At 61.0% G+C, this 26,103-nt stretch carries 17 protein-coding genes and 4 pseudogenes; 16 read left to right on the plus strand and 5 right to left on the minus strand.

Annotation, left to right across the window (positions count from 1 at the left end):
* Window positions 1-247 precede the first annotated feature (247 nt).
* The 3 genes and pseudogenes from PspS04_RS28170 to PspS04_RS21190 form a co-directional block, all read left to right on the plus strand.
* Window positions 248-1,387: pseudogene (locus PspS04_RS28170) on the plus strand (PDC sensor domain-containing protein); the annotation flags it as partial.
* A gap of 327 nt (window positions 1,388-1,714) precedes the next feature.
* Window positions 1,715-2,245, plus strand: a pseudogene (locus PspS04_RS28175) (methyl-accepting chemotaxis protein); the annotation flags it as partial.
* Between the two features lie 56 nt (window positions 2,246-2,301).
* Window positions 2,302-3,648, plus strand: a complete 1,347-nt coding sequence (locus PspS04_RS21190) for a CoA transferase (protein ID WP_159997613.1) — start codon at window positions 2,302-2,304, stop codon at window positions 3,646-3,648.
* Between the two features lie 104 nt (window positions 3,649-3,752).
* On the opposite strand, the gene PspS04_RS21195 is transcribed toward PspS04_RS21190, so the two are convergent.
* Window positions 3,753-4,631: a DNA-3-methyladenine glycosylase family protein gene (locus tag PspS04_RS21195; protein ID WP_159997615.1), complete on the minus strand. Its 879-nt coding sequence runs from the start codon at window positions 4,629-4,631 to the stop codon at window positions 3,753-3,755.
* Window positions 4,628-6,055 carry an arginine-ornithine antiporter gene (gene arcD / locus PspS04_RS21200; protein ID WP_159997617.1) on the minus strand — a complete coding sequence of 476 codons (1,428 nt, stop codon included), beginning with the start codon at window positions 6,053-6,055 and terminating at the stop codon, window positions 4,628-4,630. Before arcD (PspS04_RS21200) ends, PspS04_RS21195 begins: the two co-directional genes overlap by 4 nt.
* 434 nt (window positions 6,056-6,489) lie before the next feature.
* Between arcD (PspS04_RS21200) and arcD (PspS04_RS21205) the strand changes: the two genes are divergently transcribed.
* The 6 genes from arcD (PspS04_RS21205) (at window position 6,490) to PspS04_RS21230 (ending at window position 13,395) form a co-directional block, all read left to right on the plus strand.
* Window positions 6,490-7,917, plus strand: coding sequence for an arginine-ornithine antiporter (gene arcD / locus PspS04_RS21205; RefSeq protein WP_095169840.1), 1,428 nt, complete (start codon window positions 6,490-6,492; stop codon window positions 7,915-7,917).
* 37 nt (window positions 7,918-7,954) lie between these two features.
* Window positions 7,955-9,211, plus strand: coding sequence for an arginine deiminase (gene arcA, locus PspS04_RS21210; RefSeq protein ID WP_095169841.1), 1,257 nt, complete (start codon window positions 7,955-7,957; stop codon window positions 9,209-9,211).
* 68 nt (window positions 9,212-9,279) lie between these two features.
* Complete coding sequence (locus tag PspS04_RS21215) at window positions 9,280-10,290, plus strand: ornithine carbamoyltransferase (RefSeq protein WP_095169842.1); 1,011 nt, start codon at window positions 9,280-9,282, stop codon at window positions 10,288-10,290.
* 168 nt (window positions 10,291-10,458) lie between these two features.
* A complete protein-coding gene (arcC, locus tag PspS04_RS21220) occupies window positions 10,459-11,388 on the plus strand; it encodes a carbamate kinase (protein WP_095169843.1) in 930 nt (309 codons plus the stop codon).
* Between the two features lie 12 nt (window positions 11,389-11,400).
* Window positions 11,401-11,763 carry a DUF5064 family protein gene (locus PspS04_RS21225; protein ID WP_159997619.1) on the plus strand — a complete coding sequence of 121 codons (363 nt, stop codon included), beginning with the start codon at window positions 11,401-11,403 and terminating at the stop codon, window positions 11,761-11,763.
* A 123-nt stretch (window positions 11,764-11,886) separates the two neighbouring features.
* Entirely contained in the window at window positions 11,887-13,395 is a 1,509-nt protein-coding gene (locus tag PspS04_RS21230; RefSeq protein WP_095169845.1) for a sigma-54-dependent transcriptional regulator, read from the plus strand.
* A 748-nt stretch (window positions 13,396-14,143) separates the two neighbouring features.
* On the opposite strand, the pseudogene PspS04_RS21235 reads toward PspS04_RS21230, so the two are convergent.
* Window positions 14,144-15,025, minus strand: a pseudogene (locus PspS04_RS21235) (integrase core domain-containing protein); the annotation flags it as partial.
* A 76-nt stretch (window positions 15,026-15,101) separates the two neighbouring features.
* Here PspS04_RS21235 and PspS04_RS21240 point away from each other — a divergent pair.
* Window positions 15,102-16,654, plus strand: a protein-coding gene (locus PspS04_RS21240) for an IS3 family transposase (RefSeq protein WP_194240661.1) whose coding sequence is annotated in 2 segments (ribosomal slippage) — window positions 15,102-15,564 and window positions 15,564-16,654 — 1,554 coding nt in all. Because the reading frame shifts where the segments join, the coding sequence is not laid out codon by codon here.
* A gap of 29 nt (window positions 16,655-16,683) precedes the next feature.
* On the opposite strand, the pseudogene PspS04_RS21245 reads toward PspS04_RS21240, so the two are convergent.
* Window positions 16,684-16,986 (minus strand): annotated as a pseudogene (locus PspS04_RS21245) (helix-turn-helix domain-containing protein); the annotation flags it as partial.
* Between the two features lie 652 nt (window positions 16,987-17,638).
* On the opposite strand from PspS04_RS21245, the gene gcvH reads away from it, so the two are divergent.
* The 6 genes from gcvH to PspS04_RS21275 all read left to right on the plus strand — a co-directional run bounded on the left by gcvH (window position 17,639) and on the right by PspS04_RS21275 (window position 24,834).
* Window positions 17,639-18,022: a glycine cleavage system protein GcvH gene (gcvH, locus tag PspS04_RS21250; RefSeq protein ID WP_095165658.1), complete on the plus strand. Its 384-nt coding sequence runs from the start codon at window positions 17,639-17,641 to the stop codon at window positions 18,020-18,022.
* Between the two features lie 11 nt (window positions 18,023-18,033).
* The gene (gene gcvP, locus PspS04_RS21255; protein WP_159997621.1) at window positions 18,034-20,886 is read left to right on the plus strand and encodes an aminomethyl-transferring glycine dehydrogenase; all 2,853 of its coding nucleotides are present in this window, start codon (window positions 18,034-18,036) and stop codon (window positions 20,884-20,886) included.
* A 204-nt stretch (window positions 20,887-21,090) separates the two neighbouring features.
* Complete coding sequence (locus PspS04_RS21260; protein WP_095165661.1) at window positions 21,091-22,467, plus strand: L-serine ammonia-lyase; 1,377 nt, start codon at window positions 21,091-21,093, stop codon at window positions 22,465-22,467.
* A gap of 42 nt (window positions 22,468-22,509) precedes the next feature.
* The gene (gene gcvT / locus PspS04_RS21265) at window positions 22,510-23,634 is read left to right on the plus strand and encodes a glycine cleavage system aminomethyltransferase GcvT (RefSeq protein ID WP_159997623.1); all 1,125 of its coding nucleotides are present in this window, start codon (window positions 22,510-22,512) and stop codon (window positions 23,632-23,634) included.
* Window positions 23,635-24,035: 401 nt separating this feature from the next.
* Window positions 24,036-24,248, plus strand: coding sequence for a cold-shock protein (locus PspS04_RS21270; RefSeq protein ID WP_003175786.1), 213 nt, complete (start codon window positions 24,036-24,038; stop codon window positions 24,246-24,248).
* 97 nt (window positions 24,249-24,345) lie between these two features.
* On the plus strand, window positions 24,346-24,834 hold the full coding sequence (locus PspS04_RS21275; RefSeq protein WP_095165665.1) for an RDD family protein: 489 nt from the start codon (window positions 24,346-24,348) through the stop codon (window positions 24,832-24,834).
* Between the two features lie 135 nt (window positions 24,835-24,969).
* Here PspS04_RS21275 and nadA read toward each other — a convergent pair whose 3' ends face one another.
* Window positions 24,970-26,028, minus strand: a complete 1,059-nt coding sequence (gene nadA, locus PspS04_RS21280) for a quinolinate synthase NadA (RefSeq protein WP_095165666.1) — start codon at window positions 26,026-26,028, stop codon at window positions 24,970-24,972.
* Window positions 26,029-26,103: the final 75 nt, after the last annotated feature.

The raw sequence follows: 26,103 nt of genomic DNA on the forward strand, positions 1-26,103 counted from the left end.
GCCCAGCTCTTGTAAGCCGATGTGTCACACATGGCGCTGAATGGATTTGGCGAGCGGGTCGCTCATGACCCTCAGCCCACCAGTCATCCCTTCGCGAGATCGCCCCATGTTCGACTCTCTTTCCATCCGCCTGAAAATCGTGCTGTTGTCCGGACTGTGCCTGTTGGGCGTGGTGGGCCTGATCGTCGGCATGAACATCTACCAGACCAATCAGAACGATCAACTGGTCAGCGCCTCCAGCACCCGGATGCTCACGGCCAGCGTCGAGAACCTGCTGCAGGCCAAGGCTGCCGAGCAGGCGGTGCGGGTGCAGAAGACCTTCGGCGAAAGCCTGCTGGTAGTGACCGCCCTGGCCGACCAGATCGCTGATCTGCGTCGTCTGGCCGGCAAGCGCGCCCTGGATCCCGGCGCGCTGCGCGAGGAGTTGAACCAGAGCCTGAAAAGCGCTTTCGAGCGCAACACCGGGGTCCTGGGAATCTGGCTGGCATTCGAACCCAATGGCCTGGACGGCCAGGACCAGGGCTTCGTCGACGACGCCGCTCGCCTGTCCAACGAAGCCGGGCGATTCGCCAGTTACTGGAGCCGAGCCGGGGGGACCGGGGAAAACACCATCATGACCGAAGAGGACATGACCAAGACCACCCTCAATCTCAGTGGCACCCCGTACAACAGCTGGTACACCTGCCCCCGCGACAGCAAGCGTACCTGCCTGCTCGACCCCTATGCCGACACCGTCGCCGGCAAGGAAATGCTGATGACCAGTATTTCCGTGCCGTTGCTGGTCAATGGCAAGGCCATCGGCGTGGTCGGTATCGACATTTCCCTCGACGCCCTGCAAGCGGCCGCCCTCAGCTCCCAGCGGGACTTGTTCAACGGTGCCGGGCACATGCTGATCGTGTCTGGCAGCGGTGCGCTGGCCGGCTACAGCGTCGACGCCAGCAAACTGGGGAAAAACCTGGTCGAGGCCCTGGGCAACGATGGCAAGGAAGTGCTGCAACTGATCAACGCCAACACGGCGAAAATTCTCCAGCACGGCGACCTGATCCGCGCGGTGCTGCCGGTCAGCCCGATTGCCGACACCAAGCCTTGGGGGGTAGTGATCGACCTGCCCCGGCAAGTGCTGCTGGCCGACTCGCTGAAACTGCAAACGGTGCTCGATGAGGCGCAGGACCTTGGCACCTACAAGACTCTGGCCGTGGCCATCGGCGCCGGCCTGCTGGGCCTGCTGCTGATGTGGTTGACTGCCTCCGGCGTGACCCGGCCAATCAACAGCGTGGCGACCATGCTCAAGGCGATTGCCAGCGGCGACGGCGACCTGACCCAGCGCCTGAACTACAGCAAGCAAGACGAGTTGGGCGAGCTGGTGAGCTGGTTCAACCGCTTCCTCGACAAACTGCAGCCGACCATCGCACAGATCAAGCAAAGCATCACCGACGCCCGTGGCACCGCCGACCAATCCTCGGCAATCGCCCGCCAGACCAGCGAAGGCATGCAGGTGCAGTTCCGCGAAATCGACCAGGTCGCCACCGCCTCCAACGAAATGAGCGCCACCGCCCATGACGTCGCCAACAGCGCCTCGAATGCCGCCAGCGCCGCCAGGGGCGCGGACCAATCGGCGCGGGACGGGATGTCGATCATCGAACGCAGCACCCGCGACATCAATCAACTGGCCGAAGAAGTCAGCAAGGCAGTGACCGAAGTCGAAGCGCTGGCCGTCAACAGCGAGCAGATCGGCTCGGTGCTGGAAGTGATCCGTAGCATCGCCGAACAGACCAACCTGCTGGCCCTCAACGCCGCGATCGAGGCGGCTCGCGCCGGCGAAAGCGGACGCGGCTTTGCGGTGGTCGCCGATGAAGTGCGCAACCTGGCCAAGCGTACCCAGGATTCGGTCGAGGAGATCCGCCTGGTGATCGAGCGGATCCAGACCGGCACCCGCGGCGTGGTCGCCACCATGCATTCGAGCCAGACCCAGGCGCACAACAACGCCGGGCAGATCCAGCAAGCAGTGCAGGCCCTGGGCAAGATCAGCGAGGCAGTCACGGTGATCAGCGACATGAACCTGCAGATCGCCAGTGCCGCCGAGCAGCAGAGCGCCGTGGCCGAAGAGGTCAACCGCAACGTTTCGGCGATCCGCACGGTCACCGAGACCCTGACCGAGCAAGCCACCGAGTCGGCGCAGATCAGTAGCCAGCTCAACTCCCTGGCCACCCACCAGATGAAACTGATGGACCAGTTCCGGGTTTAGGCCCTCCACCACAGCGCTTTTGTTCTATGCTCGAGCCCTCTTTCGGAGGGCTCTCGATGACCACTTTGCTGACTGCCCTGCAAGCCGCATTGGGCTTGCAGAAAACTGCCATCCGGTTCACTGCCGAGGGCGCCCTGCCCTCGGCGTTTGCCGTCACCGAGCTGGCCAGCGCCAGTATTGCGGTGGCCGGCCAGGCCCTCAGCGAACTGCTGCAGCAACAGACCGGCCGTTTACCGACCCTCGAAGTTGATCGCCGACTTGCCTCCTTCTGGTTCGCCACCTCCTTGCGCCCGCTGGGCTGGAAGGTGCCGCCGATGTGGGATCCGCTCGCCGGTGACTATGCCACGGGCGATGGCTGGATCCGCCTGCATACCAATGCTGCCCATCATCGGCGCGCCGCCGAAAAAGTACTGGGTGCCAGCAGCGACCGCAGCGCGATGGCCGCCAAGGTTGCGCCGTGGGCCAAGGAGGATCTGGAACAGGCGGTGGTCGACGCCGGGGGCTGCGCGGCGGTCATGCGCTCCTGGCAGCAATGGCAGGTCCATCCCCAGGGGCTGGCGGTCAATGCCGAGCCGCTGGTGCACTTGGCGCCCCTTGAGGATCAACGCCGGCAGGCCTGGTCGGGATCAGTCGCGAGGCCGCTGGCGGGGCTCAGGGTGCTGGACCTGACCCGGGTCCTTGCCGGCCCCGCAGCCAGTCGTTTTCTCGCCGGCCTGGGCGCCGATGTGCTGCGCATCGACCCACCCCACTGGCACGAGCCGGGCGTGGTCGCGGAAATGACCCTGGGCAAACGCTGCGCCCACCTTGACCTGCACCAACGCAGCGACCGCCAGGTGTTTGAAGCCCTGCTCAAGGACGCCGACATCCTGCTCCACGGCTACCGCGCCGACGCCCTGGAAAACCTCGGCTACGGCACCCGTGCACGCCAGGCGCTGGCGCCGGGGCTGATCGACGTCAGCCTCAATGCCTATGGCTGGAGCGGTCCCTGGCAGAATCGCCGGGGCTTCGACAGCCTGGTGCAGATGAGCACCGGCATCGCCGAAGCCGGCATGGCCTGGCAGCACAGCGACCAACCGACGCCCCTGCCGGTGCAGGCCCTGGACCACGCCACCGGGTACCTGATGGCGGCCAGCTGTCTCAAGCTGTTGACCGAGCGCCTGGGCAGCGGCTGCGGCGGATCCGCCCGCCTGTCATTGGCGCGCACGGCGAAGCTGCTGCTGCAACAGCCCGCCACACCACAACCGGCGCTGCGTGCCGAAGAGGCCAGCGATCAGGGACTCGTGCTGGAACAAACAACCTGGGGACCGGCCAATCGACTGCAGGTGCCACTAACCATCAGCGGCACGCCCCTGCAGTGGTCACTGCCGGCCGGGGAACTGGGCGCCCATCGGGCACGGTGGTGAACAGGCAGCGATGGTGCCCGCAAAATCTGCTGGCAGCCAAAAATCCTGTGGGAGCGGGCTTGCCCGCTCCCACACAATCCTGCGAAGCCGGTCTTTGCTACACCTCAATCCCCCCGACTCAAGGACGTCCACAACACTTGCGCCGCATAACCCCGGTATGGTCGCCAGCTTTCTGCCCGGGCCAACAGGTGCTGGGCGCTGACTGGCTGGCCTTCGAGGGCGGCCAGCGCCTTGAGCAGCCCCACATCCCCCGGCGGGAACGCGTCCGCCTCGCGCATCTGGCGCAAGGCAATGTACTGGGCCGTCCAGTCACCCACGCCCCATAACGCCAGCAACGGCGCCACGGACGCCGGCAGGTGCTCGCGCGCCTCGAACAGCCCAGGGTTCTCCAGCAACGCCTGGGCCACACCCGACAAAGTGCGCCCACGGCTGCGGGGCATGCCCAGCGTGGCCAGATCCGCCGAAGCCAACACCTGCGCCTCGGGAAACACCTGCCTCAGGCCCGGCAACCACGGCTCGGACCCCACCAGCGGCGCGCCGTATTGCGCCACCAGCTTACCCGCCAGCCTGATCGCCGCCGCCACACTGATCTGCTGCCCCAGCACCGCCCGCATCGCCAACTCCAGGCCGTCCCAGGTGCCCGGCACACGCAAGCCCGGGCTCCGGGCAATCAACGGCGCCAGCAGCGGGTCTGTGGCCAGGTGCCGGTGGATGGCCGGCAAGTCTGCATCCAGGTCGAACATCCGCCGCAAGCGCGCCACGATCTGCGGCAACGCCGCCGAATCGGCATAGGCCAGCTCTACCGCCAGGCCGTGACCCGGCGCCTGGCTGATGACAAACGTGCCCTGCAAACCGTGCAGGCAGAAGCTGCGGGCGTACGACCCGGAGCGAACCACCTCGAGCCCATCGATGGCCCGCGCCGCCAGGAAGTCGAGCATCGCCGGCCAATCGTAGGCCCCCTGATAGTCGAGCGTCAGCCTCACAAACTCAGCACGCCGCTGTACAAGCCATAGGCCGCCACCAACGCACCGACAACCACGCAGGCGAAAATGCCTTTTTCGATGTGGGTGAACAACGGCTGGCCCTGCTCATGCTTGGCCTTGGCGAACAGAATCACCCCCGGTGCATACAGCAGCGCCGACAGCAGCAGGTACTTGACCCCACCGGCATACAGCAGCCAGACCGCATAAACCAGGGCGATCGCGCCAATCAGCAAATCCTTGGTGCGCTCGCCCGAGGCGTTTTCATAGGTTTCACCGCGCCCGCTCAACAGCACCGCGTAAGCCGCCGACCACAAGTAAGGCACCAGGATCATCGACGAGGCGAGGTAGATCAGGCTGGTGTAGGTACCAGCAGAAAACAGGGTGATCAGCAGAAACAGCTGGATCATCGCGTTGGTCAGCCACAGCGCGTTGACCGGTACATGGTTGGCGTTTTCCTTTTTCAGGAACGCCGGCATGGTCTTGTCTCGGGCCGTGGCAAACAGGATTTCGGCGCACAGCAGCGCCCACGACAGCAATGCCCCAAGCAACGAAATGGCCAGGCCGACGCTGATCAGCAAAGCGCCCCACGGCCCGACAATGTGCTCCAGCACCGCCGCCAGTGAAGGGTTCTGCAGGTTGGCCAGCTCCGGCTGACTCATGATCCCCAGTGACAGCACGTTCACCAGCACCAACAGCGCCAGCACCCCGATAAAGCCGATGACGGTGGCCCGGCCCACGTCGGAGCGTTTTTCCGCGCGGGCCGAATACACACTTGCACCTTCGATGCCGATAAACACGAATACCGTGACCAGCATCATGTTGCGCACCTGGTCCATCACGCTGCCGAAGTTCGGGTTGCTGCGACCCCAGATATCCCGGGTAAAGATGTCAGCCTTGAACGCCACGGCGGCAATCACGATGAACATCACCAGCGGCACGATCTTGGCCACCGTGGTCACCTGGTTGATGAACGCCGCCTCCTTGATCCCGCGCATCACCAGGAAATGCACCGCCCACAGCAGCACCGAGGCGCAGCCGATGGCAATCGGCGTATTGCCCTGGCCAAACACCGGAAAGAAGTAACCCAGGGTGCTGAACAGCAGCACGAAATAGCCAACGTTGCCCAGCCAGGCACTGATCCAGTAGCCCCAGGCCGAGGAGAACCCCATGTAGTCGCCAAACCCGGCCTTGGCATAGGCGTACACCCCCGAGTCCAGTTCAGGCTTGCGGTTGGCCAGGGTCTGGAACACAAAGGCCAGGGTCAACATGCCCACGGCGGTGATGGCCCAGCCGATCAACACGGCCCCGGCATCGGCCCGGGCGGCCATGTTCTGCGGCAAGGAAAAGATCCCGCCGCCAATCATCGAGCCGACCACCAAGGCGATCAAGGCACTGAGTCGGAGCTTTTGCGCCGGTTGCGACATCGTTACCTCTCAAATCGACGTTTTGTCATGTTTGCGAACCATAACAAGTGTTCACTCAATTAAATATCCAGCGCAGCCACACGTTTATCAGTAAAGGATAAAAATCAGACTTCGCTTAGAACTGTCTCATCTATGCCGCCGGGGGATTTTGCCAGTTTTGTGAAGCATTTCCGATAAATCCATTCTGTACTGAGAACCGCCGGTAAAAATTTGCACATTCTGAAAAACCAACTAGCTTCATACCTTGCTGCAATACGATACATTCCCTTTAGTTTCACCTGGAAGCCTCTAGGAGAGGCCTCTCAGCGCGTTAACAAACCGACGAAAGTCATTCATCAACAATGGAATGTGGCAATGAACTGATCTAAGTCAGCTGTTTGAAACGTCAGCGGATTTACTCTGCGAACTCACTTCTCCTGCATTGGAGTCATGCAATGTCAGAATCTCCCGGAAAACTACGACTAGGTGCCCTGGTCGCGCTTGTGGTCGGCTCCATGATTGGCGGCGGGATCTTTTCCTTGCCCCAGAACATGGCCGCCAGTGCCGATGTCGGCGCTGTTTTGATCGGCTGGGCCATCACCGCTGTCGGTATGTTGACCCTGGCCTTTGTCTTCCAGACCCTGGCCAATCGCAAGCCGAATCTGGATGGCGGGGTCTACGCCTATGCCAAGGCTGGTTTCGGCGACTACATGGGTTTCTCTTCGGCCTGGGGCTACTGGATCAGTGCCTGGTTGGGGAACGTCGGTTACTTCGTATTGCTGTTCAGCACCCTGGGTTACTTCTTCCCGATTTTCGGCGAAGGCAACACCGTCGCCGCCGTCATCGGTGCGTCTGTGCTGTTGTGGGCGGTGCACTTCCTGGTCCTGCGCGGGATCAAGGAAGCAGCGTTCATCAACCTGGTGACCACGGTGGCCAAGGTTGTACCGCTGCTGCTGTTTGTCCTGATCGCCATTTTCGCCTTCAAACTGGACATCTTCACTGCCGATATCTGGGGGATCAAGAACCCGGACCTGGGCAGCGTGATGGACCAGGTGCGCAACATGATGCTGGTCACCGTCTGGGTATTCATCGGTATCGAGGGCGCGAGCATCTTCTCCTCCCGTGCGGAAAAACGCTCGGACGTGGGTAAAGCCACGGTGATCGGCTTCATTACCGTGCTGCTGTTCCTGGTGCTGGTGAACGTCCTGTCGCTGGGGATCATGACTCAACCGGAACTGGCCAAGCTGCAGAACCCGTCGATGGCCGCCGTGCTTGAGCACGTGGTGGGTCACTGGGGTGCGGTGCTGATCAGTGTTGGCTTGATCATCTCCCTGCTGGGCGCCCTGCTGTCGTGGGTCCTGCTGTGTGCGGAGATCATGTTCGCCGCCGCCAAAGACCACACCATGCCGGAGTTCCTGCGCAAGGAAAACGAGAACCACGTACCGGTCAACGCCCTGTGGCTGACCAACGCCATGGTGCAGATCTTCCTGATCATCACCCTGTTCTCGGCCAGTACCTACCTGTCGCTGATCTACCTCGCGACCTCGATGATCCTGGTGCCTTACCTCTGGTCGGCGGCCTACGCCCTGCTGTTGGCAGTGCGCGGCGAGACTTACGAGAACGCCCTGGCCGAACGCAAGAAAGACCTGTTCATCGGCGCCGTAGCCCTGATCTATGCGGTCTGGCTGATTTACGCCGGCGGCCTGAAGTACCTGCTGCTCTCTGCCCTGCTCTATGCCCCAGGCGTGATCCTGTTCGCCAAGGCCAAGCGCGAGTTGGGCAAACCGATTTTCACCAACGTCGAGAAGCTGATTTTCGCCGCGGTAGTCATAGGTGCGCTGGTAGCGGCCTATGGGCTCTACGACGGCTTCCTGACCCTGTAACACTCAAGTTTGTATTGTCATCTGGAGGATCACTGTAATGACCACGGAAAAAGTTAAGTACGGCGTACATTCCGAAGCCGGCAAACTGCGCAAAGTCATGGTTTGCTCCCCCGGCCTGGCCCACCAGCGGCTGACCCCGAACAACTGTGACGAACTGCTTTTCGATGATGTGCTGTGGGTTGCCCAAGCCAAGCGTGACCATTTCGACTTCGTTACCAAGATGCGCGAACGCGGGATCGACGTGCTGGAAATGCACAACCTGCTGACCGACATCGTTGCCATCCCCGAAGCGCTGGACTGGATCCTGGAACGCAAGGTCACCGCCGACTCGGTGGGCCTGGGCCTGATCAACGAAGTGAAATCCTGGCTGCGCAGCCTGGAGCCACGGCACATCGCCGAGTACCTGATCGGTGGCGTGTCCGCCGATGATCTGCCGGACAGCTTCGGTGGCAAGACCATCCAGATGTTCCGCGACTTCCTCGGCCACACCAGCTTCATCCTGCCACCGCTGCCCAACACCCAGTTCACCCGCGACACCACCTGCTGGATCTACGGTGGCGTGACGCTGAACCCGATGTACTGGCCGGCCCGTCGCCAGGAAACCCTGCTGACCACCGCCATCTATAAGTTCCACCCTCAGTTCACCAACGCCGACTTCGAGATCTGGTACGGCGACCCGGACCTGGATCACGGCAGCTCCACCCTTGAAGGCGGCGACGTCATGCCGATCGGCAACGGTGTGGTCCTGATCGGCATGGGCGAGCGCTCGTCCCGCCAGGCCATCGGCCAACTGGCACTGAACCTGTTCAAGAACAAAGCCGTCGAGAAAGTGATCGTTGCCGGCCTGCCGAAGTCCCGCGCAGCCATGCACCTGGACACCGTGTTCAGCTTCTGCGACCGCGACCTGGTCACGGTCTTCCCGGAAGTGGTGAATCAGATCGTTGCCTTCACCCTGCGACCTGACGAAAGCAAACAGGGCGGCATCGACATCCGCCGCGAGGAAACCAGCTTCCTCGACACCGTGGCCAAGGCCCTCAACCTCAAGGCGTTGCGCGTGGTGGAAACCGGCGGCAACAGCTTCGCCGCCGAACGCGAGCAGTGGGACGACGGCAACAACGTGGTCGCCGTGGAGCCAGGCGTGGTCATCGGCTACGACCGCAACACCTACACCAACACCCTGCTGCGCAAGGCCGGGATCGAGGTCATCACCATCAGCGCCGGCGAGCTCGGTCGCGGCCGTGGCGGCGGCCACTGCATGACCTGCCCGATCATCCGCGACCCAATCGACTACTAACCTATAAACCCTGGCCGACACTTATCGAGTGCGGCCAGGGGGATAACCGAAACCCAAGGAGATCCAAAATGGCTTTTAACATTCATAACCGCAATCTGCTGAGCCTGGAACACCACACCCCTCGCGAATTGCGTTATCTGCTCGACCTGTCCCGCGACCTCAAGCGCGCCAAGTACACCGGTACCGAGCAGCAGCACCTCAAAGGCAACAACATCGCGCTGATCTTCGAAAAAACCTCGACCCGCACCCGCTGCGCGTTCGAAGTGGCCGCTTATGATCAGGGCGCCAACGTCACCTATATCGACCCGAACTCCTCGCAGATCGGCCACAAAGAAAGCATGAAGGACACCGCCCGCGTACTGGGGCGCATGTACGACGCCATCGAATACCGTGGCTTCAAACAGGAAATCGTCGAAGAACTGGCGAAGTTCGCCGGCGTACCGGTGTTCAACGGCCTGACCGATGAATACCACCCGACCCAAATGATCGCCGACGTGCTGACCATGCGTGAACACGCCGACAAGCCGATCCACGAGATCAGCTACGCCTACCTGGGCGACGCGCGCAACAACATGGGCAACTCGCTGCTGCTGGTCGGCGCCAAGCTGGGCATGGACGTACGCATCTGCGCACCCAAAGCCCTGTGGCCTCTCGACGACCTGGTGGCTCGCTGCAAAAAATACGCGGAAGAAAGTGGCGCCCGCATCACCCTGACCGAAGACCCGAAAGCCGCGGTCAAGGGCGTGGACTTCATCCACACCGACGTCTGGGTATCGATGGGCGAGCCTGTCGAAGCCTGGGCCGAACGGATCCAGCAACTGCTGCCGTACCAGGTCAACGCCGAGCTGATGAAAGCCACCGGCAACCCACGCACCAAGTTCATGCACTGCCTGCCAGCCTTCCACAACAGCGATACCAAGATCGGCAAGCAGATTGCCGAGCAGTATCCGCACCTGGCCAATGGCATCGAAGTGACCGATGACGTGTTCGAGTCGCCAGCCTGCATCGCCTTCGAGCAAGCGGAAAACCGCATGCACACGATCAAGGCGATCCTGGTATCGACCCTGGCTGATCTGTAACAGCTCACTCGGCTCCCACTGACTGGACACAGTCAATGTGGGAGCTGGCTTGCCTGCGATGGCAGCACCCCGGTGCTTCTGACAGACCTTGGTGATGCTATCGCGAGCAAGCTCGCTCCTGCAGGGGACCGCGTACCGGCTTATATCTCTTCGAAGAAGGACTGCATTATGCGTATCGTCGTTGCTCTGGGCGGTAACGCCCTCCTACGTCGTGGTGAACCCATGACAGCAGACAATCAACGCGCCAACATCCGGATCGCCACCGAACAGATCGCCAAGATCCACCCCGGCAATCAACTGGTGATCGCTCACGGTAATGGCCCGCAAGTCGGCCTGCTGTCGCTGCAGGCAGCCGCCTACACCTCCGTTTCCCCCTACCCGCTGGACGTGCTCGGTGCCGAAACCGAAGGCATGATCGGCTACATCATCGAACAGGAACTGGGCAATCTGCTGGACTTCGAGGTGCCGTTCGCAACCCTGTTGACCCAGGTTGAAGTCGACGCCAACGACCCGGCGTTCAAGAACCCGACCAAGCCGATCGGCCCGGTCTACAGCAAGGCTGAAGCCCAAGCGCTGGCGGCGGAAAAAGGCTGGGCAATCGCCCCCGATGGCGACAAGTTCCGCCGCGTGGTGGCCAGCCCGAAACCCAAGCGTATTTTCGAAATCCGCCCGATCAAGTGGTTGCTGGAAAAGGGCAGCATCGTGATCTGCGCCGGGGGTGGCGGGATCCCGACCATGTACGACGAGAACCACAAGCTCAAGGGCATCGAAGCGGTGATCGACAAGGACCTGTGCTCGGCGCTGCTGGCCGAACAGCTGGAAGGTGACTTGCTGGTGATTGCCACCGACGTCAGCGCGGCGTTCATCGACTTCGGCAAGCCCACCCAGAAAGCCATCGCCCAGGCGCACCCCGACGAAATGGAAAAACTCGGCTTCGCCGCTGGCTCCATGGGGCCGAAAGTCCAGGCCGCCTGCGACTTCGCGCGCAACACTGGAAAAGTCGCGGTGATCGGTTCACTCTCGGACATCGAAGCGATCGTCCAGGGCAAGGCCGGCACCCGAATCAGCACGTCCAAACCTGGCATTACTTACCTGTAAGGAGAGACGTCTATGGCAAAGTTTGAGCCAGGTCATTTGCACATCGAGCGTCATGCACTGACCCCGGATGATGTCAGCTACAACGTGCACCTCGACTACCAAGTCAGCAAGAGCCCCAAGGGCGACAAGGGCATCCAGTTCACCATGCATGGCAACATTCAGGGCAAGGACATGAGCGAGACGTTCTTCCTGCCCAAGGAGGAGGCCTACAACTTTGCCAACAACGTGACGAAGATCGCCGAGAAGTACGGCATTCCAAAGACCCACAGCCAGATCGGCTCGGTGCACAAGCATTACGACCTGATGTTTGAAGACATCCGGGTGCAACTGAACATGAAATCCGGCGACCCGGTGAATATCGAACACTTCGAGTAATCCCATCCCGCTCGCGATGGCGCGCTGTCGACTGACACAGCGCTATCGCGAGCAGGCTTTCACCATTCGCCCGCCCCAAGGCATACTTGCCCCCCTCCGCACCTCAGAACCAACAAACGCCCCATGCGTATCCACGTCAGTTTCATCGACCGCGTCGGCATCACCCAGGAAGTCCTGGCCTTGCTCGGTGGGCGCAACCTCAACCTGGATGCGGTGGAAATGGTCCCGCCGAACGTCTACATCGACGCCCCGACCTTGAGCCCGCAAGTGCTCGAAGAACTGCGCGATGCCTTGTTCAGCGTACGTGGTGTGCAAGCGGTGACCGTGGTCGACATCCTTCCCGGACAACGCCGCCACCTGCAATTGGATGCCCTGCTGGCCGCCATGACCGACCCGGTGCTGGCCCTCGACAGTGCCGGCACCATTCTGTTGGCCAACCCGGCGTTGATCGCCCTGTACGGCCGCGAACCGGCCGGGGAAAACGTCGCCGAACTGTTTGCCGACCCAGCCCTGCTGGAAACCTTGCTGGAGCACGGGTTTCGCTTGCCGCTGCGGGAAATCACGGTCAACGGCCAGACCTTGTTGCTGGGCGCCACGCCGATCACCGACGCTGGCGCCCTGCTGACCCTGTATCCACCCAACCGGATCGGCGAACAGCTCTCGGCACTGCATCACGATCACGCCGAAGGTTTTGATGCCTTGCTCGGCGAGTCGCCGGCGATCCGCACACTCAAGGCCCGTGCGCAGCGGGTAGCCGCCCTCGACGCGCCACTGTTGATCCAGGGTGAAACCGGCACCGGCAAGGAACTGGTGGCCCGCGCCTGCCATGCCATCAGCGCCCGCCACAGCGCGCCGTTCCTGGCGTTGAACTGTGCGGCCTTGCCGGAAAACCTCGCCGAAAGCGAACTGTTCGGCTACGCCCCCGGTGCCTTTACCGGCGCCCAGCGCGGTGGTAAGCCGGGGCTGATGGAACTGGCCAACCAGGGCACGGTGTTTCTCGACGAGATTGGCGAGATGTCGCCGTATCTGCAGGCCAAGCTCCTGCGGTTTCTCAACGATGGCAGCTTTCGCCGGGTGGGCGGGGACCGTGAGGTCAAGGTCAACGTGCGGATCCTCAGCGCGACCCACCGCGACCTGGAGAAGATGGTCAGCGAGGGGACCTTTCGCGAAGACCTGTTCTACCGCCTCAATGTGCTCAACGTCGAAGTCCCGCCATTGCGCGAGCGCGGCCAGGACATTCTGCTGCTGGCTCGCTACTTCATGCAGCAGGCCTGTGCGCAGATCCAGCGTCCGGTCTGCCGCCTGGCGCCAGGCACCTACCCGGCCCTGCTCGGCAATCGTTGGCCAGGGAATGTGCGCCAGTTGCAGAACGTGATCTTCCGCGCCGCGGCCATTTGCGAAAGCAGCCTGGTGGACATCGGCGACCTGGACATCGCCGGCACCTCGGTGGCGCGCCAGAGCGACAGCGAGGTCGACAGCCTGGAGCAGGCCATGGAAAGCTTCGAGAAATGCCTGCTGGAAAAGCTCTACGTCAACTATCCCTCGACCCGCCAACTGGCCAGCCGCCTGCAGACCTCCCACACCGCCATCGCCCATCGGCTGCGCAAGTACGGGATTCCCGGCAAGGCCTGAATACAACTCCTTATCTGAACTGCCGCAAATGTTGGACTGCCTCATCGCGGCATAGGTATCTACACCACTGTGGTGCGACGTTGCACCTGTGGGCCGTCAGGGATGTTGGATTAGACCGCGTGCATATCCATTTTTGCGGTAACGGCCTCCTATGGTTCCGCCTGACGGCGGCTCACTTTTGAACAGCGCAAAAGTAAGCAAAACGCTCATACCCCACCACTCGGTGCCTCGCTTAGGCTCGGCATGCCCGTACTCCGATATTGATTTGGGGGGCCGCCGCAATGGGCCCTCCCTGGCCCAGTGCGGCTAAACCGGCGTCCTGCCGGTTTACCCCCCAAATCAACATCGAAGTACGGCCAGCGTGGTTAACGGGGCGCCCAGGATCAAAAACAAAGCGAGGCGGCCTAAAAGCCGACCTGATCGCTAGGGCATGCGCGGTGTAGCTTCTACTTCCTAAGACGCTGACGAAGTCAGCCATCTTTTGATCTGGCTTTTGCTTTTGCTTTCGCTTTGGCTTTGGCTTTGGCTTTGGCTTTTGATCCTGGGCGCCCCGTTAACCACGCTGGCCGAACGCAGGCTTGAAGCCGTGGGTAACCCGGCAGGACGCCGGGTTAGCCGCCCCGCGCCATGGATGGCGCGTGGCGGCGGCCCACGGATTCAAGCCGGAGTGAGGGAACACCGAGCCTAAGCGAGGTGCCGAGTGGTGGGGAATGTACGGGACAACCACATGGGTTACAAAAAAGTACCTTTACATAGGTAACACTTTTATCGACACGTACCCGTTCTTTGCCTCTCTAGCATAGACCCGGCCTAGGATTACCGGACCGAATATCACCTCCCACACATCATCACTGATCATCTCCATTCCAATGGTCTGATGCTTAAGCACATTGGCGATATAAATCCGCAGACCTGCTCGATTAATGATTCCATTACTATCAGCCAGGTAACACTCCACGTGGCTCGCATACCCCATTTCAGGCAACTTTTCCGGGTAAGTCCGAGTCGAGGGTGAATAGCAGGAAGCAGGCGTTTTCTGGTCAAGCGCCTCGTGCCCCCGCTCATAATTGTAGTGCTGCATAAAGCGGTCAAACTGTCTCTGCTGAGCCTCCCAAGGAATGGCGGGCGGTTGAGGCAAGGTACTTTTCAGCGTTCGGTGCATGCGTTCGTGACGCCCATTCTGGTCCGGACGGCCAGGCTCAATTCGCTCAGGAATAATCCCTAGTCGCAGCCACCATATCGACAGCTGCGACAGCCCGGCACGGCCGGTACTGGCAAATGGCACACCATTGTCAGTCCGAATACGCTCCGGCAACCCGTACTCGCGGAAAACTCGCTCAAAGGTCTGTTGGGTCTCCTTCAGATTGGTACTGGACATACTCTGGCAGGCCAGTAGAAAACGGCTGGCGTGATCCATGATCGTCAGTGGATAGCACCAAACTCCGGCGCCCGTCAGAAACTGGCCCTTGTAGTCCGCGCTAAAGAGCTGATTAGGTATTTCTGCCTTGCTCAAAGGTTTGGGATAGACCGCGACACGCCGTCGTACACGCTGCGGCGTAATTAAGTCGGCTGCTTTAAGGATGTTGTAGATGGTCGTTTTTGACGGCGGATCCTGATCGGGAAAGCGCTTGAGCACCCCCGGTGTCAGGGTAGTTGTCGTGTCCTCCGCTTTTTAAAAGTATTCCGGGGGCGGCAAGAGTAAGGTCATGCCTTTCTATTCAGAAGAACGCAAAGCTGCGTTGTTGAAAATGATGCTTCCGCCCCTGAGCCTTTCAGCGTCGGAGGTCGCGCGCCGTGAAGGTTGTAGCGACATGTCTCTTCATTATTGGCGTAAGCAAGCTGCTGCCAGAGGTTCCCAGTTGTCCGAAAACAAGCAGTCGCCTGAAAATTGGTCTGCCGAATCCAAGCTCATGGCAGTCATCGAATCATCAGCTTTGTCGGAGCTGGAGCTGAGTGAGTATTGCCGTCGCAACGGTATTTTCCCTGAGCAAATTGATGGCTGGCGCAAAGCTTTCATTGCCAACAGTACTAATCATTCAGCGCTGAAAAAAGGAATCGCTGGGGAGACCAAGGAGGATAAAAAGCGGATTCGGGAACTGGAGCGCGAGCTGCGCCGAAAGGATGCAGCACTGGCTGAAACAGTCGCATTGCTGGTGCTGCGAAAAAAGCTCAATGCCTACTGGGGGAGCGACGACGAGGTCAATTGACCTTGTTGCCAGAACGGCATCTTCTCGTCGACTGGCTCAACGAAGCCATCACGGCGGGCGCCCGCAGGGCGCCTGCGTGTCTAGAAGTCGGTATTTCGCTACGCACGCTACAGCGCTGGAGCCTGCCCGAAGCAATGTTGGCAGATGGGCGCACCACGACGGTGAGGCCAGTGCCGAGTAACGCCCTGAGTGATCTTGAGCGCCAAGCTATCCTGGTCTTGTGCAACAGCAAGGCCTACGCACATCTGCCACCGAGCCAGATCGTGCCACGGCTCGCTGACGAGGGACGTTACATGGCATCGGAGGCAACCTTTTACCGAGTGCTGCATGCGGCAGATCAGCAGCATCATCGTTCCCGCGCCAAACGCCCGCATCGCCATGAAGCACCCACCACTTACGCGGCGACAGCCGCCAATCAGGTGTGGTCTTGGGATATTACGTACCTGCCGTCGCCGGTTCGTGGGAAGTTTTACTACCTCTATTTGATCGAGGATATCTACAGCCGAAAGGCCGTGGGCTGGGAAGTTTACGAGGCAGAAAGCGGTGAAAAAGCAGCCGTCCTACTGCAACGAAGTGTCACTCGAGAGAAGTGCTGGCGTCAGCCGCTGGTGCTTCACTCGGACAATGGCGCACCGATGAAATCGGTGACGTTACTGACCAAGATGTACGACCTGGGTATCACGCCATCGAGAGGAAGACCTCGGGTAAGCAACGACAATCCTTACTCGGAGTCGCTGTTTAGAACGCTGAAGTACTGCCCGCAGTGGCCGCAGGATGGATTTAGCAGCCTGGATGACGCGCGTATCTGGGTGAGGAATTTTATGGCCTGGTACAACACCGAGCATCGTCATAGCCGAATCCGCTTCGTGACACCCGCCCAGCGCCACGAGGGAAATGACCGGGAAATCTTGGCCCGGAGGGCGGCAATCTATGGGCAAGCGAGAGAAAAAAGGCCTGAAAGATGGTCAGGTGAGACACGCAACTGGAACCCAATCGGGACGGTGTATCTCAACCCCGAAAGGGAGCTGACAGTTGTCGTGAAGGTCGCCTAGCAAGACGGGCGACACGACAACTACCTTGAAAAACGCCGGAGCAAGTCATTTTGGATCTTCTTAGGCCCTGGAGTTGTTTCTCCGATAGACCGAAGCTCGATGATTGCCTGCCTAACAGCGACAGGCACCACGTAGCTCTGGTTGTGCCGACAACGGCTGCGTTCCTCAAGCCCACTAGGCCCTTCAGCTTTGTATCGCTCGACCCATTTATAGCCAGTCTTTCGACTGATCTCGTAGTCACTGCACAGCTTGCTGAAGGTGTGTTTGTCCGCCAGATAGGCAGCGATGAACATCACTTTTCGATCCATAGGTTTCAGCTCTCTCCAGGGCATGGTCAGATCCTCGCGAAATCGACCCTGCCAGTTAATAACTGTTACCTATGTGCTTGAACTGATTTGTAACCCATGTGGGTGAGTCATACCGGAAAGAGCGTTTTGCTTACTTTTGCGCTGTTCAAAAGTGAGCCGCCGTCAGGCGGAACCATAGGAGGCCGTTACCGCAAGAATGGATATGTACTCGGTCTTATACCTATGCTCATCGCGGGCAAGCCCACCCCCACAGTGATTGAACCCCTGCATACACCCACCAGGGTGGGAGCGGGCTTGCCCGCGATGGACGCAAGGACACCGCGTTGAATCAAGCTTGGCGTGTCATCGATGGCAACCATTGCCCCCATAGATCACCTACCGCAAAAGCGACCTCCACCTGTACTGAAAGCGCTACAGCGGAACGATATCGCTACACAGGCTTTCCGCCAGCATTGTGCAAGGCTTTGATCCTCATGGGCTTTTTTCCTCGTGTCAGACTGTAGCGATATCGCTACAGCTGCGCTTGTTCCCCTTCTCGCAATAATCCGTAACCTATTGATTAGTAACAAATAAAAAATACTGGCCGCGATTTTGCTAGGTAACCCTCCATAAAGCAGGGCTATGCCCGAGCATTCCATCGCGTCCACCAGACCTGTCTGGCCCCTGAGGAGTTTCCATGAGCGAGTTGCGTTTTACTGAAGATCACGAATGGCTGCGTACCGAAGCTGACGGCAGCGTTACAGTCGGCATCACCGCCTTCGCCCAGAATGCTCTTGGCGACGTGGTTTTCGTACAACTGCCTGAGCTGCAGTCCTACGACAAAGGCGCTGAAGCCGCCACCGTGGAATCGGTAAAAGCCGCGAGCGGCGTGTACATGCCGCTGGACGGTGAAGTGCTGGAAGTGAACCCGGCGCTGGACAGCAGCCCTGAACTGGTCAATGAAGATCCGCTGGGCGAAGGCTGGTTCTTCCGCTTCCAGCCAACCGATGCATCGGCTGTCGCCAAACTGCTGGATCAAGACGCCTACGACCGTCTGATCAAAGCCAACGCGCAAGCCTGAGGAGCGCTGACATGACTCAAGTAAGCCTGACCACTGCCAACGAATTCATCGCCCGCCACATCGGCCCGCGCGCCGGCGACGAGCAAGCCATGCTCAACAGCCTGGGCTTCGACTCCCTGGAAGCCCTGAGCGCCAGCGTCATTCCCGACAGCATCAAGGGCACCAGCGTGCTTGGCCTGGAAGACGGCCTGAGTGAAGCCGATGCCCTGGCCTTGATCAAGTCCATCGCCAGCAAGAACCAACTGTTCAAGACCTACATCGGCCAGGGCTACTACAACTGCCACACGCCATCGCCGATCCTGCGCAACCTCCTGGAAAACCCGGCCTGGTACACCGCCTACACCCCGTACCAGCCAGAAATCTCCCAGGGTCGCCTGGAAGCCCTGCTGAACTTCCAGACCCTGATCAGCGACCTCTCCGGCCTGCCGATCGCCAACGCCTCGCTGCTCGACGAAGCCACCGCCGCTGCCGAGGCCATGACCTTCTGCAAGCGCCTGAGCAAGAACAAAGGCAGCCACGCCTTCTTCGCCTCCGTGCATTGCCACCCGCAAACCCTCGACGTGCTGCGCACCCGTGCCGAGCCGCTGGGGATCGAGGTAGTGGTGGGCGACGAGCGTGAACTGAGCGATGTGACGCCCTTCTTCGGCGCGCTGCTGCAATACCCGGCCAGCAACGGCGACCTGTTCGACTACCGCGAGCTGACCGAGCGCTTCCACGCCGCCAATGCCCTGGTCGCCGTAGCGGCCGACCTGCTGGCCCTGACTCTGCTGACTCCGCCAGGCGAGTTTGGTGCCGACGTGGCCATCGGCAGCGCGCAGCGTTTTGGTGTACCGCTGGGCTTCGGTGGCCCACACGCGGCGTACTTCTCCACTAAAGATGCGTTCAAGCGCGACATGCCGGGCCGTCTGGTCGGTGTCTCGGTCGACCGCTTCGGCAAGCCGGCCCTGCGCCTGGCGATGCAGACCCGCGAGCAACATATCCGCCGCGAGAAAGCCACCAGCAACATCTGCACCGCCCAAGTACTGCTGGCCAACATCGCCAGCATGTACGCCGTGTACCACGGCCCGCAGGGCCTGACCCAGATCGCCCAGCGTATTCATCACCTGAGCGCGATCCTGGCCAAGGGCCTGAGCGCCCTGGGCCTGGTTGTCGAACAAGCGCATTTCTTCGACACCCTGACCCTCAACACCGGCGCCAACACCGCCCAACTGCACGACAAGGCGCGGGCGCAGCAGATCAACCTGCGGGTGATCGACGCCGAGCGCCTGGGCCTGTCCCTCGACGAAACCACCTCGCAAGCCGACGTGGAAAACCTCTGGGCATTGCTGGCCGACGGCAAGACCCTACCGGACTTCGCTGCCCTCGCCGCCGCCGTGCAAAGCACCATCCCGGCCGCCCTGGTTCGTCAATCGCCAATCCTCAGCCACCCGGTGTTCAACCGTTACCACTCGGAAACCGAGCTGATGCGCTACCTGCGCAAGCTGGCCGACAAGGACCTGGCACTCGACCGCACCATGATCCCGCTGGGTTCGTGCACCATGAAACTCAACGCCGCCAGCGAAATGATCCCGGTGACCTGGGCCGAGTTCGGCGCACTGCACCCGTTCGCCCCGGCCGAGCAAAGTGCCGGCTACCAGCAACTGACCGATGAGCTGGAGGCGATGCTCTGCGCCGCCACCGGTTACGATGCGATCTCCCTGCAACCGAACGCCGGTTCCCAGGGCGAGTACGCCGGCCTGCTGGCGATCCGCGCCTACCACCAGAGCCGTGGCGATGATCGCCGCGATATCTGCCTGATCCCCTCCTCCGCCCACGGCACCAACCCGGCCACCGCCAACATGGCCGGCATGCGTGTGGTCGTGACCGCCTGTGATGCCCGCGGCAACGTCGACATCGAAGACCTGCGCGCCAAGGCCATCGAACACCGCGAGCACTTGGCGGCCTTGATGATCACCTACCCGTCCACCCACGGCGTGTTCGAGGAAGGCATCCGCGAAATCTGCGGGATCATTCATGACAACGGCGGCCAGGTGTACATCGACGGCGCCAACATGAACGCCATGGTCGGCCTCTGCGCCCCGGGCAAGTTCGGTGGCGACGTGTCCCACCTGAACCTGCACAAGACCTTCTGCATCCCCCACGGCGGTGGCGGTCCGGGCGTCGGCCCGATCGGCGTCAAGTCGCACCTGACCCCGTTCCTGCCCGGCCACGCCGCCATGGAACGCAAGGAAGGCGCGGTCTGCGCCGCACCGTTCGGCAGCGCCAGCATTCTGCCGATCACCTGGATGTACATTCGCATGATGGGCGGCGCCGGCCTCAAGCGTGCTTCGCAGTTGGCGATCCTCAATGCCAACTACATCTCCCGCCGCCTGGAAGAGCACTACCCAGTGCTGTACACCGGCAGCAACGGCCTGGTGGCCCACGAATGCATCCTCGACCTGCGCCCGCTGAAAGACAGCAGCGGCATCAGCGTCGATGACGTCGCCAAGCGCCTGATCGACTTCGGTTTCCACGCCCCAACCATGTCGTTCCCGGTGGCCGGCACGCTGATGATCGAGCCGACCGAAAGTGAATCCAAGGAAGAACTGGACCGCTTCTGCGACGCCATGATCCGCATCCGCGAAGAAATTCGCGCGGTGGAAAACGGCACCCTGGACAAGGACGACAACCCGCTGAAAAACGCCCCGCACACCGCAGCGGAAATCGTCGGCGAGTGGACTCACCCCTACAGCCGTGAACAGGCGGTGTACCCAGTGGCGTCGTTGATCGAAGGCAAGTACTGGCCGCCGGTTGGCCGGGTCGACAACGTGTTTGGCGACCGCAACCTGATCTGCGCCTGCCCGTCGATCGAAAGCTACGCTTAACCCAATGAGGGGGCGGGTTTACTCGCCCCACTTCTAAAGGACATCACAAAACCCTGTGGGAGAGAGCTTGCTCGCGATGACGGACTGACATTCGCCGGATGTCGACTGAACGACCGCTATCGCGAGCAAGCTCGCTCCCACAAGGATCAGTGCCAGTTCTCAGAATCTGTGCCGCCCCTCATAACAAGAAACCGGAGAACAACCATGTCGTTAAGTGTGTTCGACCTGTTCAAGATTGGTATCGGCCCTTCCAGCTCCCACACCGTCGGCCCGATGCGTGCCGCTGCGCGGTTTGTCGAAGGTCTGCGGCGGGACAACCTGCTGGCGGTCACCACCTGCGTCAAGGTCGAGCTGTATGGCTCACTCGGCGCCACCGGCAAGGGCCACGGTAGTGACAAGGCGGTGCTGCTCGGCCTGGAAGGCGAACACCCGGACACCGTAAACACCGAGAACATCGCTGCGCGCCTGCACGACATTCGCAGCAGCGGGCGCTTGAACCTGCTCGGCGAGCACCCGATCGACTTCAATGAAAAGCTGCACCTGGCGATGATTCGCAAGCCACTGGCCTATCACCCCAACGGCATGATCTTTCGCGCCTTCGATACCGCCGGCCTGCAAATCCGCAGCCGCGAGTACTACTCGGTCGGTGGCGGTTTTGTGGTCGACGAAGACGCCGCCGGCGCTGACCGGATCGTCGAGGACGCCACGCCGCTGACCTTCCCGTTCAAAAGCGCCAAGGACTTGCTCGGGCATTGCACCACCTACGGTTTGTCGATCAGCCAGGTCATGCTCACCAACGAAAGCGCCTGGCGCCCCGAGGCTGAAACCCGCGCCGGGCTGCTGAAGATCTGGCAAGTGATGCAGGACTGCGTCGATGCCGGTTGTCGCAACGAAGGCATCCTGCCGGGCGGGCTCAAGGTCAAGCGCCGTGCGGCGGCCTGGCACCGGCAACTGTGCAAGAACCCGGAGTCGTCACTGCGCGACCCGCTGTCGGTGCTGGACTGGGTCAACCTGTATGCCCTGGCGGTCAACGAAGAAAACGCCAACGGCGGGCGCGTGGTAACGGCCCCCACCAACGGCGCGGCCGGTATCGTCCCGGCCGTCCTGCATTACTACATGCGCTTCATTCCAGGTGCCAGCGAAGACGGTGTGGTGCGCTTTCTGCTCACCGCCGCGGCCATCGGCATCCTGTACAAGGAAAACGCCTCGATCTCCGGGGCCGAAGTCGGCTGCCAGGGTGAAGTCGGCGTGGCCTGCTCGATGGCTGCTGGGGCTCTGTGCGAAGTGCTGGGCGGCAGTGTCCAGCAAGTCGAAAACGCCGCCGAGATCGGCATGGAACACAACCTTGGCCTGACCTGTGACCCCATCGGTGGCCTGGTCCAGGTGCCGTGCATCGAGCGTAACGCCATGGGCTCGGTCAAGGCCATCAACGCGGTGCGCATGGCCTTGCGTGGCGACGGTCAGCACTTCGTCTCCCTCGACAAGGTGATCCGCACTATGCGCCAGACCGGCGCCGACATGAAAAGCAAATACAAGGAAACCGCCCGTGGCGGTTTGGCCGTCAACATTATCGAATGCTGATGCGTGCTCCCCCGCATCCGCTGACTTTTTCAGGAGCTGAATATGTCCACCGAAACCCTGTCGAAAACCCCGCTGCACGCACTGCACATCGAATTGGGCGCGCGCATGGTGCCGTTCGCCGGCTACGACATGCCGGTGCAGTACCCATTGGGCGTGATGAAAGAACACCTGCACTGCCGTGAGCAGGCCGGGCTGTTCGATGTCTCGCACATGGGGCAGATCCGCCTGACCGGCGCCAATGCGGCCAAGGCCCTGGAAACCCTGGTGCCGGTGGACATCATCGACCTGCCGGTGGGCATGCAGCGCTACGCCATGTTCACCAACGAGCAAGGCGGCATCCTCGACGACCTGATGGTCGCCAACCTGGGCAACGACGAACTGTTCCTGGTGGTCAATGCGGCCTGCAAGGACCAGGACCTGGCTCATCTGCGCCAGCATCTGGGCGATCAGTGCCAGATCGAGCCGCTGTTCGAGGAACGCGCCCTGCTCGCCCTGCAAGGCCCGGCAGCGGTGACCGTGCTCGCCCGCCTGGCGCCGCAGGTGGCGCAGATGACCTTCATGCAGTTCACCCGCGTATCCCTGCTGGGGGTCGAGTGCTTTGTCAGTCGCTCGGGCTACACCGGCGAAGACGGTTACGAGATCTCCGTGCCCGCCGCCAATGCCCAGACCCTGGCCCGCGCCCTGCTGGCCGAGCCGGAAGTGGCCGCCATCGGCCTCGGCGCGCGTGACTCGCTGCGCCTGGAAGCCGGCTTGTGCCTGTATGGCCATGACATGAACAACGCCACCACCCCGATCGAAGCCAGCCTGCTGTGGGCCATCTCCAAGCCACGCCGTGCCGATGGCGCGCGTGCCGGTGGATTCCCCGGAGCCGAAACGATCTTCGCCCAGCAACAAAACGGTGTCAGCCGCAAACGTGTCGGCCTGCTACCCCAGGAACGCACTCCGGTGCGTGAGGGCGCAGAAATCGTCAACGCCGCCGGCGAAATCATCGGCAGCGTCTGCAGCGGTGGTTTCGGCCCTTCCCTCGGCGGTCCATTGGCGATGGGCTACCTGGACAGCGCCTACCTGGCACTCGATACCCAGGTCTGGGCGATCGTACGCGGCAAACAGGTGCCATTGCTTGTAAGCAAAATGCCATTCGTTCCACAACGCTACTATCGTGGTTGATAGACTGTTCCGATAAGTAACGCAGTTGCGTAACAGTGCACTAATCTGTAACGCAACTGCCATAAAATAGTGCAGTTTTTTGACTATAAGCTTCGATTTTGAACTTACCTTATAACAATCGAAAACAATTGAACGAGCCTATCGAATAAGCCCCATGGGCAAGCCCAAAAACCGCCACAGGCCTAGCTATACAAGGCCTGCAGGGGGGCTTGTTTTTTCTGCCATAGTTGGCGTAGAGTTTGTCCACTGTGTTTGCATGGGTCGCTTGGAATCGTGACCTGGGCAGTAGCCAACAAGTTTGCTACACCCGTTCTACGTCTTCTTCTTTCCTGCAACCAGCCCCAGTACTCTTTCATGAGAAAGAGGCTGTCATCAATTTTTTGCGTCAAAGGAAATAAGAAATGTCCCAACGTCAGAGCGGCACCGTCAAGTGGTTTAACGACGAAAAAGGTTTTGGTTTTATCACTCCAGAAAGCGGCCCGGATCTGTTCGTGCATTTCCGTGCCATCCAGGGCAACGGTTTCAAGAGCCTGAAAGAAGGCCAGAAAGTGACCTTCGTTGCGGTGCAGGGCCAAAAAGGCATGCAGGCTGACGAAGTTCAAGCAGAAGCCTAATCTTCTGTAACGAAAAAGCCCCTGATGCTGACATCAGGGGCTTTTTTGTGCGCGCAAACCCGTAAAATGGCTTCTTTTTTCAATCGAGAGCCACTCCATGTCGAAACGCCTGCTAAGCCCCCAGGGTGAATTCCCCGTCGCCGGCCTGGGGCGTCGCCTGGCAGCGATGTTCTACGATTTCCTGTTGTGCACTGCCCTGATGATCGTCACCGGCGGCCTCTACAAGATGGTGCAGATGGCAATCATCGGCGAGGAGCGGATGCGTGCGTTGACCGATGCCGGCGCACTGGATGGCGACCCCTTGCTCTCCACCGTATTGCTGTTTGTGCTATTTGGTTTTTTTGCCAAGTTCTGGACCTACTCCGGCCAAACCCTGGGCATGCAGGTGTGGTGCATCCGCGTGCAGAACGCCGACGGTTCGGCCATTAGCCTGTGGCAGGCCTTACTGCGCTTCGTGGTATCGATTGCGTCACTGCTGTGCGCCGGCCTGGGCTTCTTCTGGACACTGTTCGACAAACAGCAGCGCAGCTGGCACGACATGTACTCCAATAGCCAGTTGGTTCGAGTCCCGAAGAAAACCAAGTAATTCAGCCGTACGAAAACCATTGTGGGAGCGAGCTTGCTCGCGATGGCGGCACTTCAGTCAACATACATGTGACTGACAGACCGCTATCGCGAGCAAGCTCGCTCCCACAGGTTGTGTGTGCCTAGCTGACAGACCTCAGGCGTTGCCGGCGAGCTTCATCCGCGCAGCCGCCGTGAAGTCGAGCATGCGCTTCAACGGGCGAATCGCCTGTGGGATCAGCGCCGGCTCGACGAAGATCTCCCCCGAACCCTCACGCAGGCACTGTAGCGTGCGCTCCAGGGTGTTCATCGCCATCCAGGGGCAATGCGCGCAACTGCGGCAGGCCGCGCCGTTGCCGGCCGTAGGGGCTTCGATAAACACCTTGTCCGGGCACAGCTGCTGCATCTTGTAGAAAATCCCGCGATCGGTGGCCACGATCAGCGTCTTGTGCGGCAGGCTCTGTGCTGCTGCGATCAACTGGCTGGTGGAACCCACCGCGTCGGCCAACTCGATCACCGCCGTCGGCGATTCCGGGTGCACCAGGATCGCAGCGTCCGGGTACAGCGCCTTCATGTCTTCGAGCTGCTTGGCCTTGAACTCTTCATGGACGATGCAGGCACCGTCCCAGAGCAGCATGTCGGCGCCGGTCTTGCGCTGGATGTAGGTACCCAAGTGCTTGTCCGGGCCCCAGATGATCGTCTCGCCGTTGTCCATCAGGCTTTCGACGATCTCCAGTGCACAACTGGAGGTCACCACCCAGTCCGCCCGCGCCTTGACCGCCGCCGAGGTGTTGGCATACACCACCACGGTGCGCTCCGGGTGCTGGTCGCAGAACGCCGAAAACTCGTCGACCGGGCAACCCAGGTCCAGCGAGCAGGTCGCTTCCAGGGTCGGCATCAGCACGCGTTTTTCCGGGTTGAGGATCTTCGCGGTCTCCCCCATGAACTTCACGCCGGCTACCACCACGGTCTTGGCCGGGTGCGCATTGCCGAACCGGGCCATTTCCAGGGAATCGGAAACACAGCCGCCGGTTTCTTCGGCCAGGGCCTGAATGATCGGGTCGCAATAGAAGTGAGCAACCAGCACCGCGTCCTGAGCCTTGAGCTCGGCGGCGATGGCGGCGCGGTAATGGGCCTCCTCTGCGGCGGTCAGCGGCTTGGGCTGCTTGGCGTCGAGGTGGGCTTGAACCAGAAGGCGTTCGGAAATTTGCGTCATGATCGCAAGACCTGCGGGCGCTTTCGCGCGAAAGTCGAGTATACACCCGGCTCCGGACCGATCAGGGTACCGCCG

The sequence above is a fragment of the Pseudomonas sp. S04 genome (genome assembly GCF_009834545.1).
Taxonomy (GTDB): domain Bacteria; phylum Pseudomonadota; class Gammaproteobacteria; order Pseudomonadales; family Pseudomonadaceae; genus Aquipseudomonas.

Excerpts from the sequence above, each read along its gene's own strand:
- PspS04_RS21230 (WP_095169845.1), top strand. The coding sequence starts at position 11,887 with ATGCGTATCCACGTCAGTTTCATCGACCGCGTCGGCATCACCCAGGAA.
- nadA (WP_095165666.1), bottom strand. The coding sequence starts at position 26,028 with ATGACGCAAATTTCCGAACGCCTTCTGGTTCAAGCCCACCTCGACGCC.
- arcA (WP_095169841.1), top strand. The coding sequence starts at position 7,955 with ATGACCACGGAAAAAGTTAAGTACGGCGTACATTCCGAAGCCGGCAAA.
- PspS04_RS21190 (WP_159997613.1), top strand. The coding sequence starts at position 2,302 with ATGACCACTTTGCTGACTGCCCTGCAAGCCGCATTGGGCTTGCAGAAA.
- gcvH (WP_095165658.1), top strand. The coding sequence starts at position 17,639 with ATGAGCGAGTTGCGTTTTACTGAAGATCACGAATGGCTGCGTACCGAA.
- PspS04_RS21215 (WP_095169842.1), top strand. The coding sequence starts at position 9,280 with ATGGCTTTTAACATTCATAACCGCAATCTGCTGAGCCTGGAACACCAC.
- arcD (WP_159997617.1), bottom strand. The coding sequence starts at position 6,055 with ATGTCGCAACCGGCGCAAAAGCTCCGACTCAGTGCCTTGATCGCCTTG.
- gcvT (WP_159997623.1), top strand. The coding sequence starts at position 22,510 with ATGTCCACCGAAACCCTGTCGAAAACCCCGCTGCACGCACTGCACATC.
- PspS04_RS21260 (WP_095165661.1), top strand. The coding sequence starts at position 21,091 with ATGTCGTTAAGTGTGTTCGACCTGTTCAAGATTGGTATCGGCCCTTCC.
- PspS04_RS21225 (WP_159997619.1), top strand. The coding sequence starts at position 11,401 with ATGGCAAAGTTTGAGCCAGGTCATTTGCACATCGAGCGTCATGCACTG.
- arcD (WP_095169840.1), top strand. The coding sequence starts at position 6,490 with ATGTCAGAATCTCCCGGAAAACTACGACTAGGTGCCCTGGTCGCGCTT.
- PspS04_RS21270 (WP_003175786.1), top strand. The coding sequence starts at position 24,036 with ATGTCCCAACGTCAGAGCGGCACCGTCAAGTGGTTTAACGACGAAAAA.
- arcC (WP_095169843.1), top strand. The coding sequence starts at position 10,459 with ATGCGTATCGTCGTTGCTCTGGGCGGTAACGCCCTCCTACGTCGTGGT.
- gcvP (WP_159997621.1), top strand. The coding sequence starts at position 18,034 with ATGACTCAAGTAAGCCTGACCACTGCCAACGAATTCATCGCCCGCCAC.
- PspS04_RS21275 (WP_095165665.1), top strand. The coding sequence starts at position 24,346 with ATGTCGAAACGCCTGCTAAGCCCCCAGGGTGAATTCCCCGTCGCCGGC.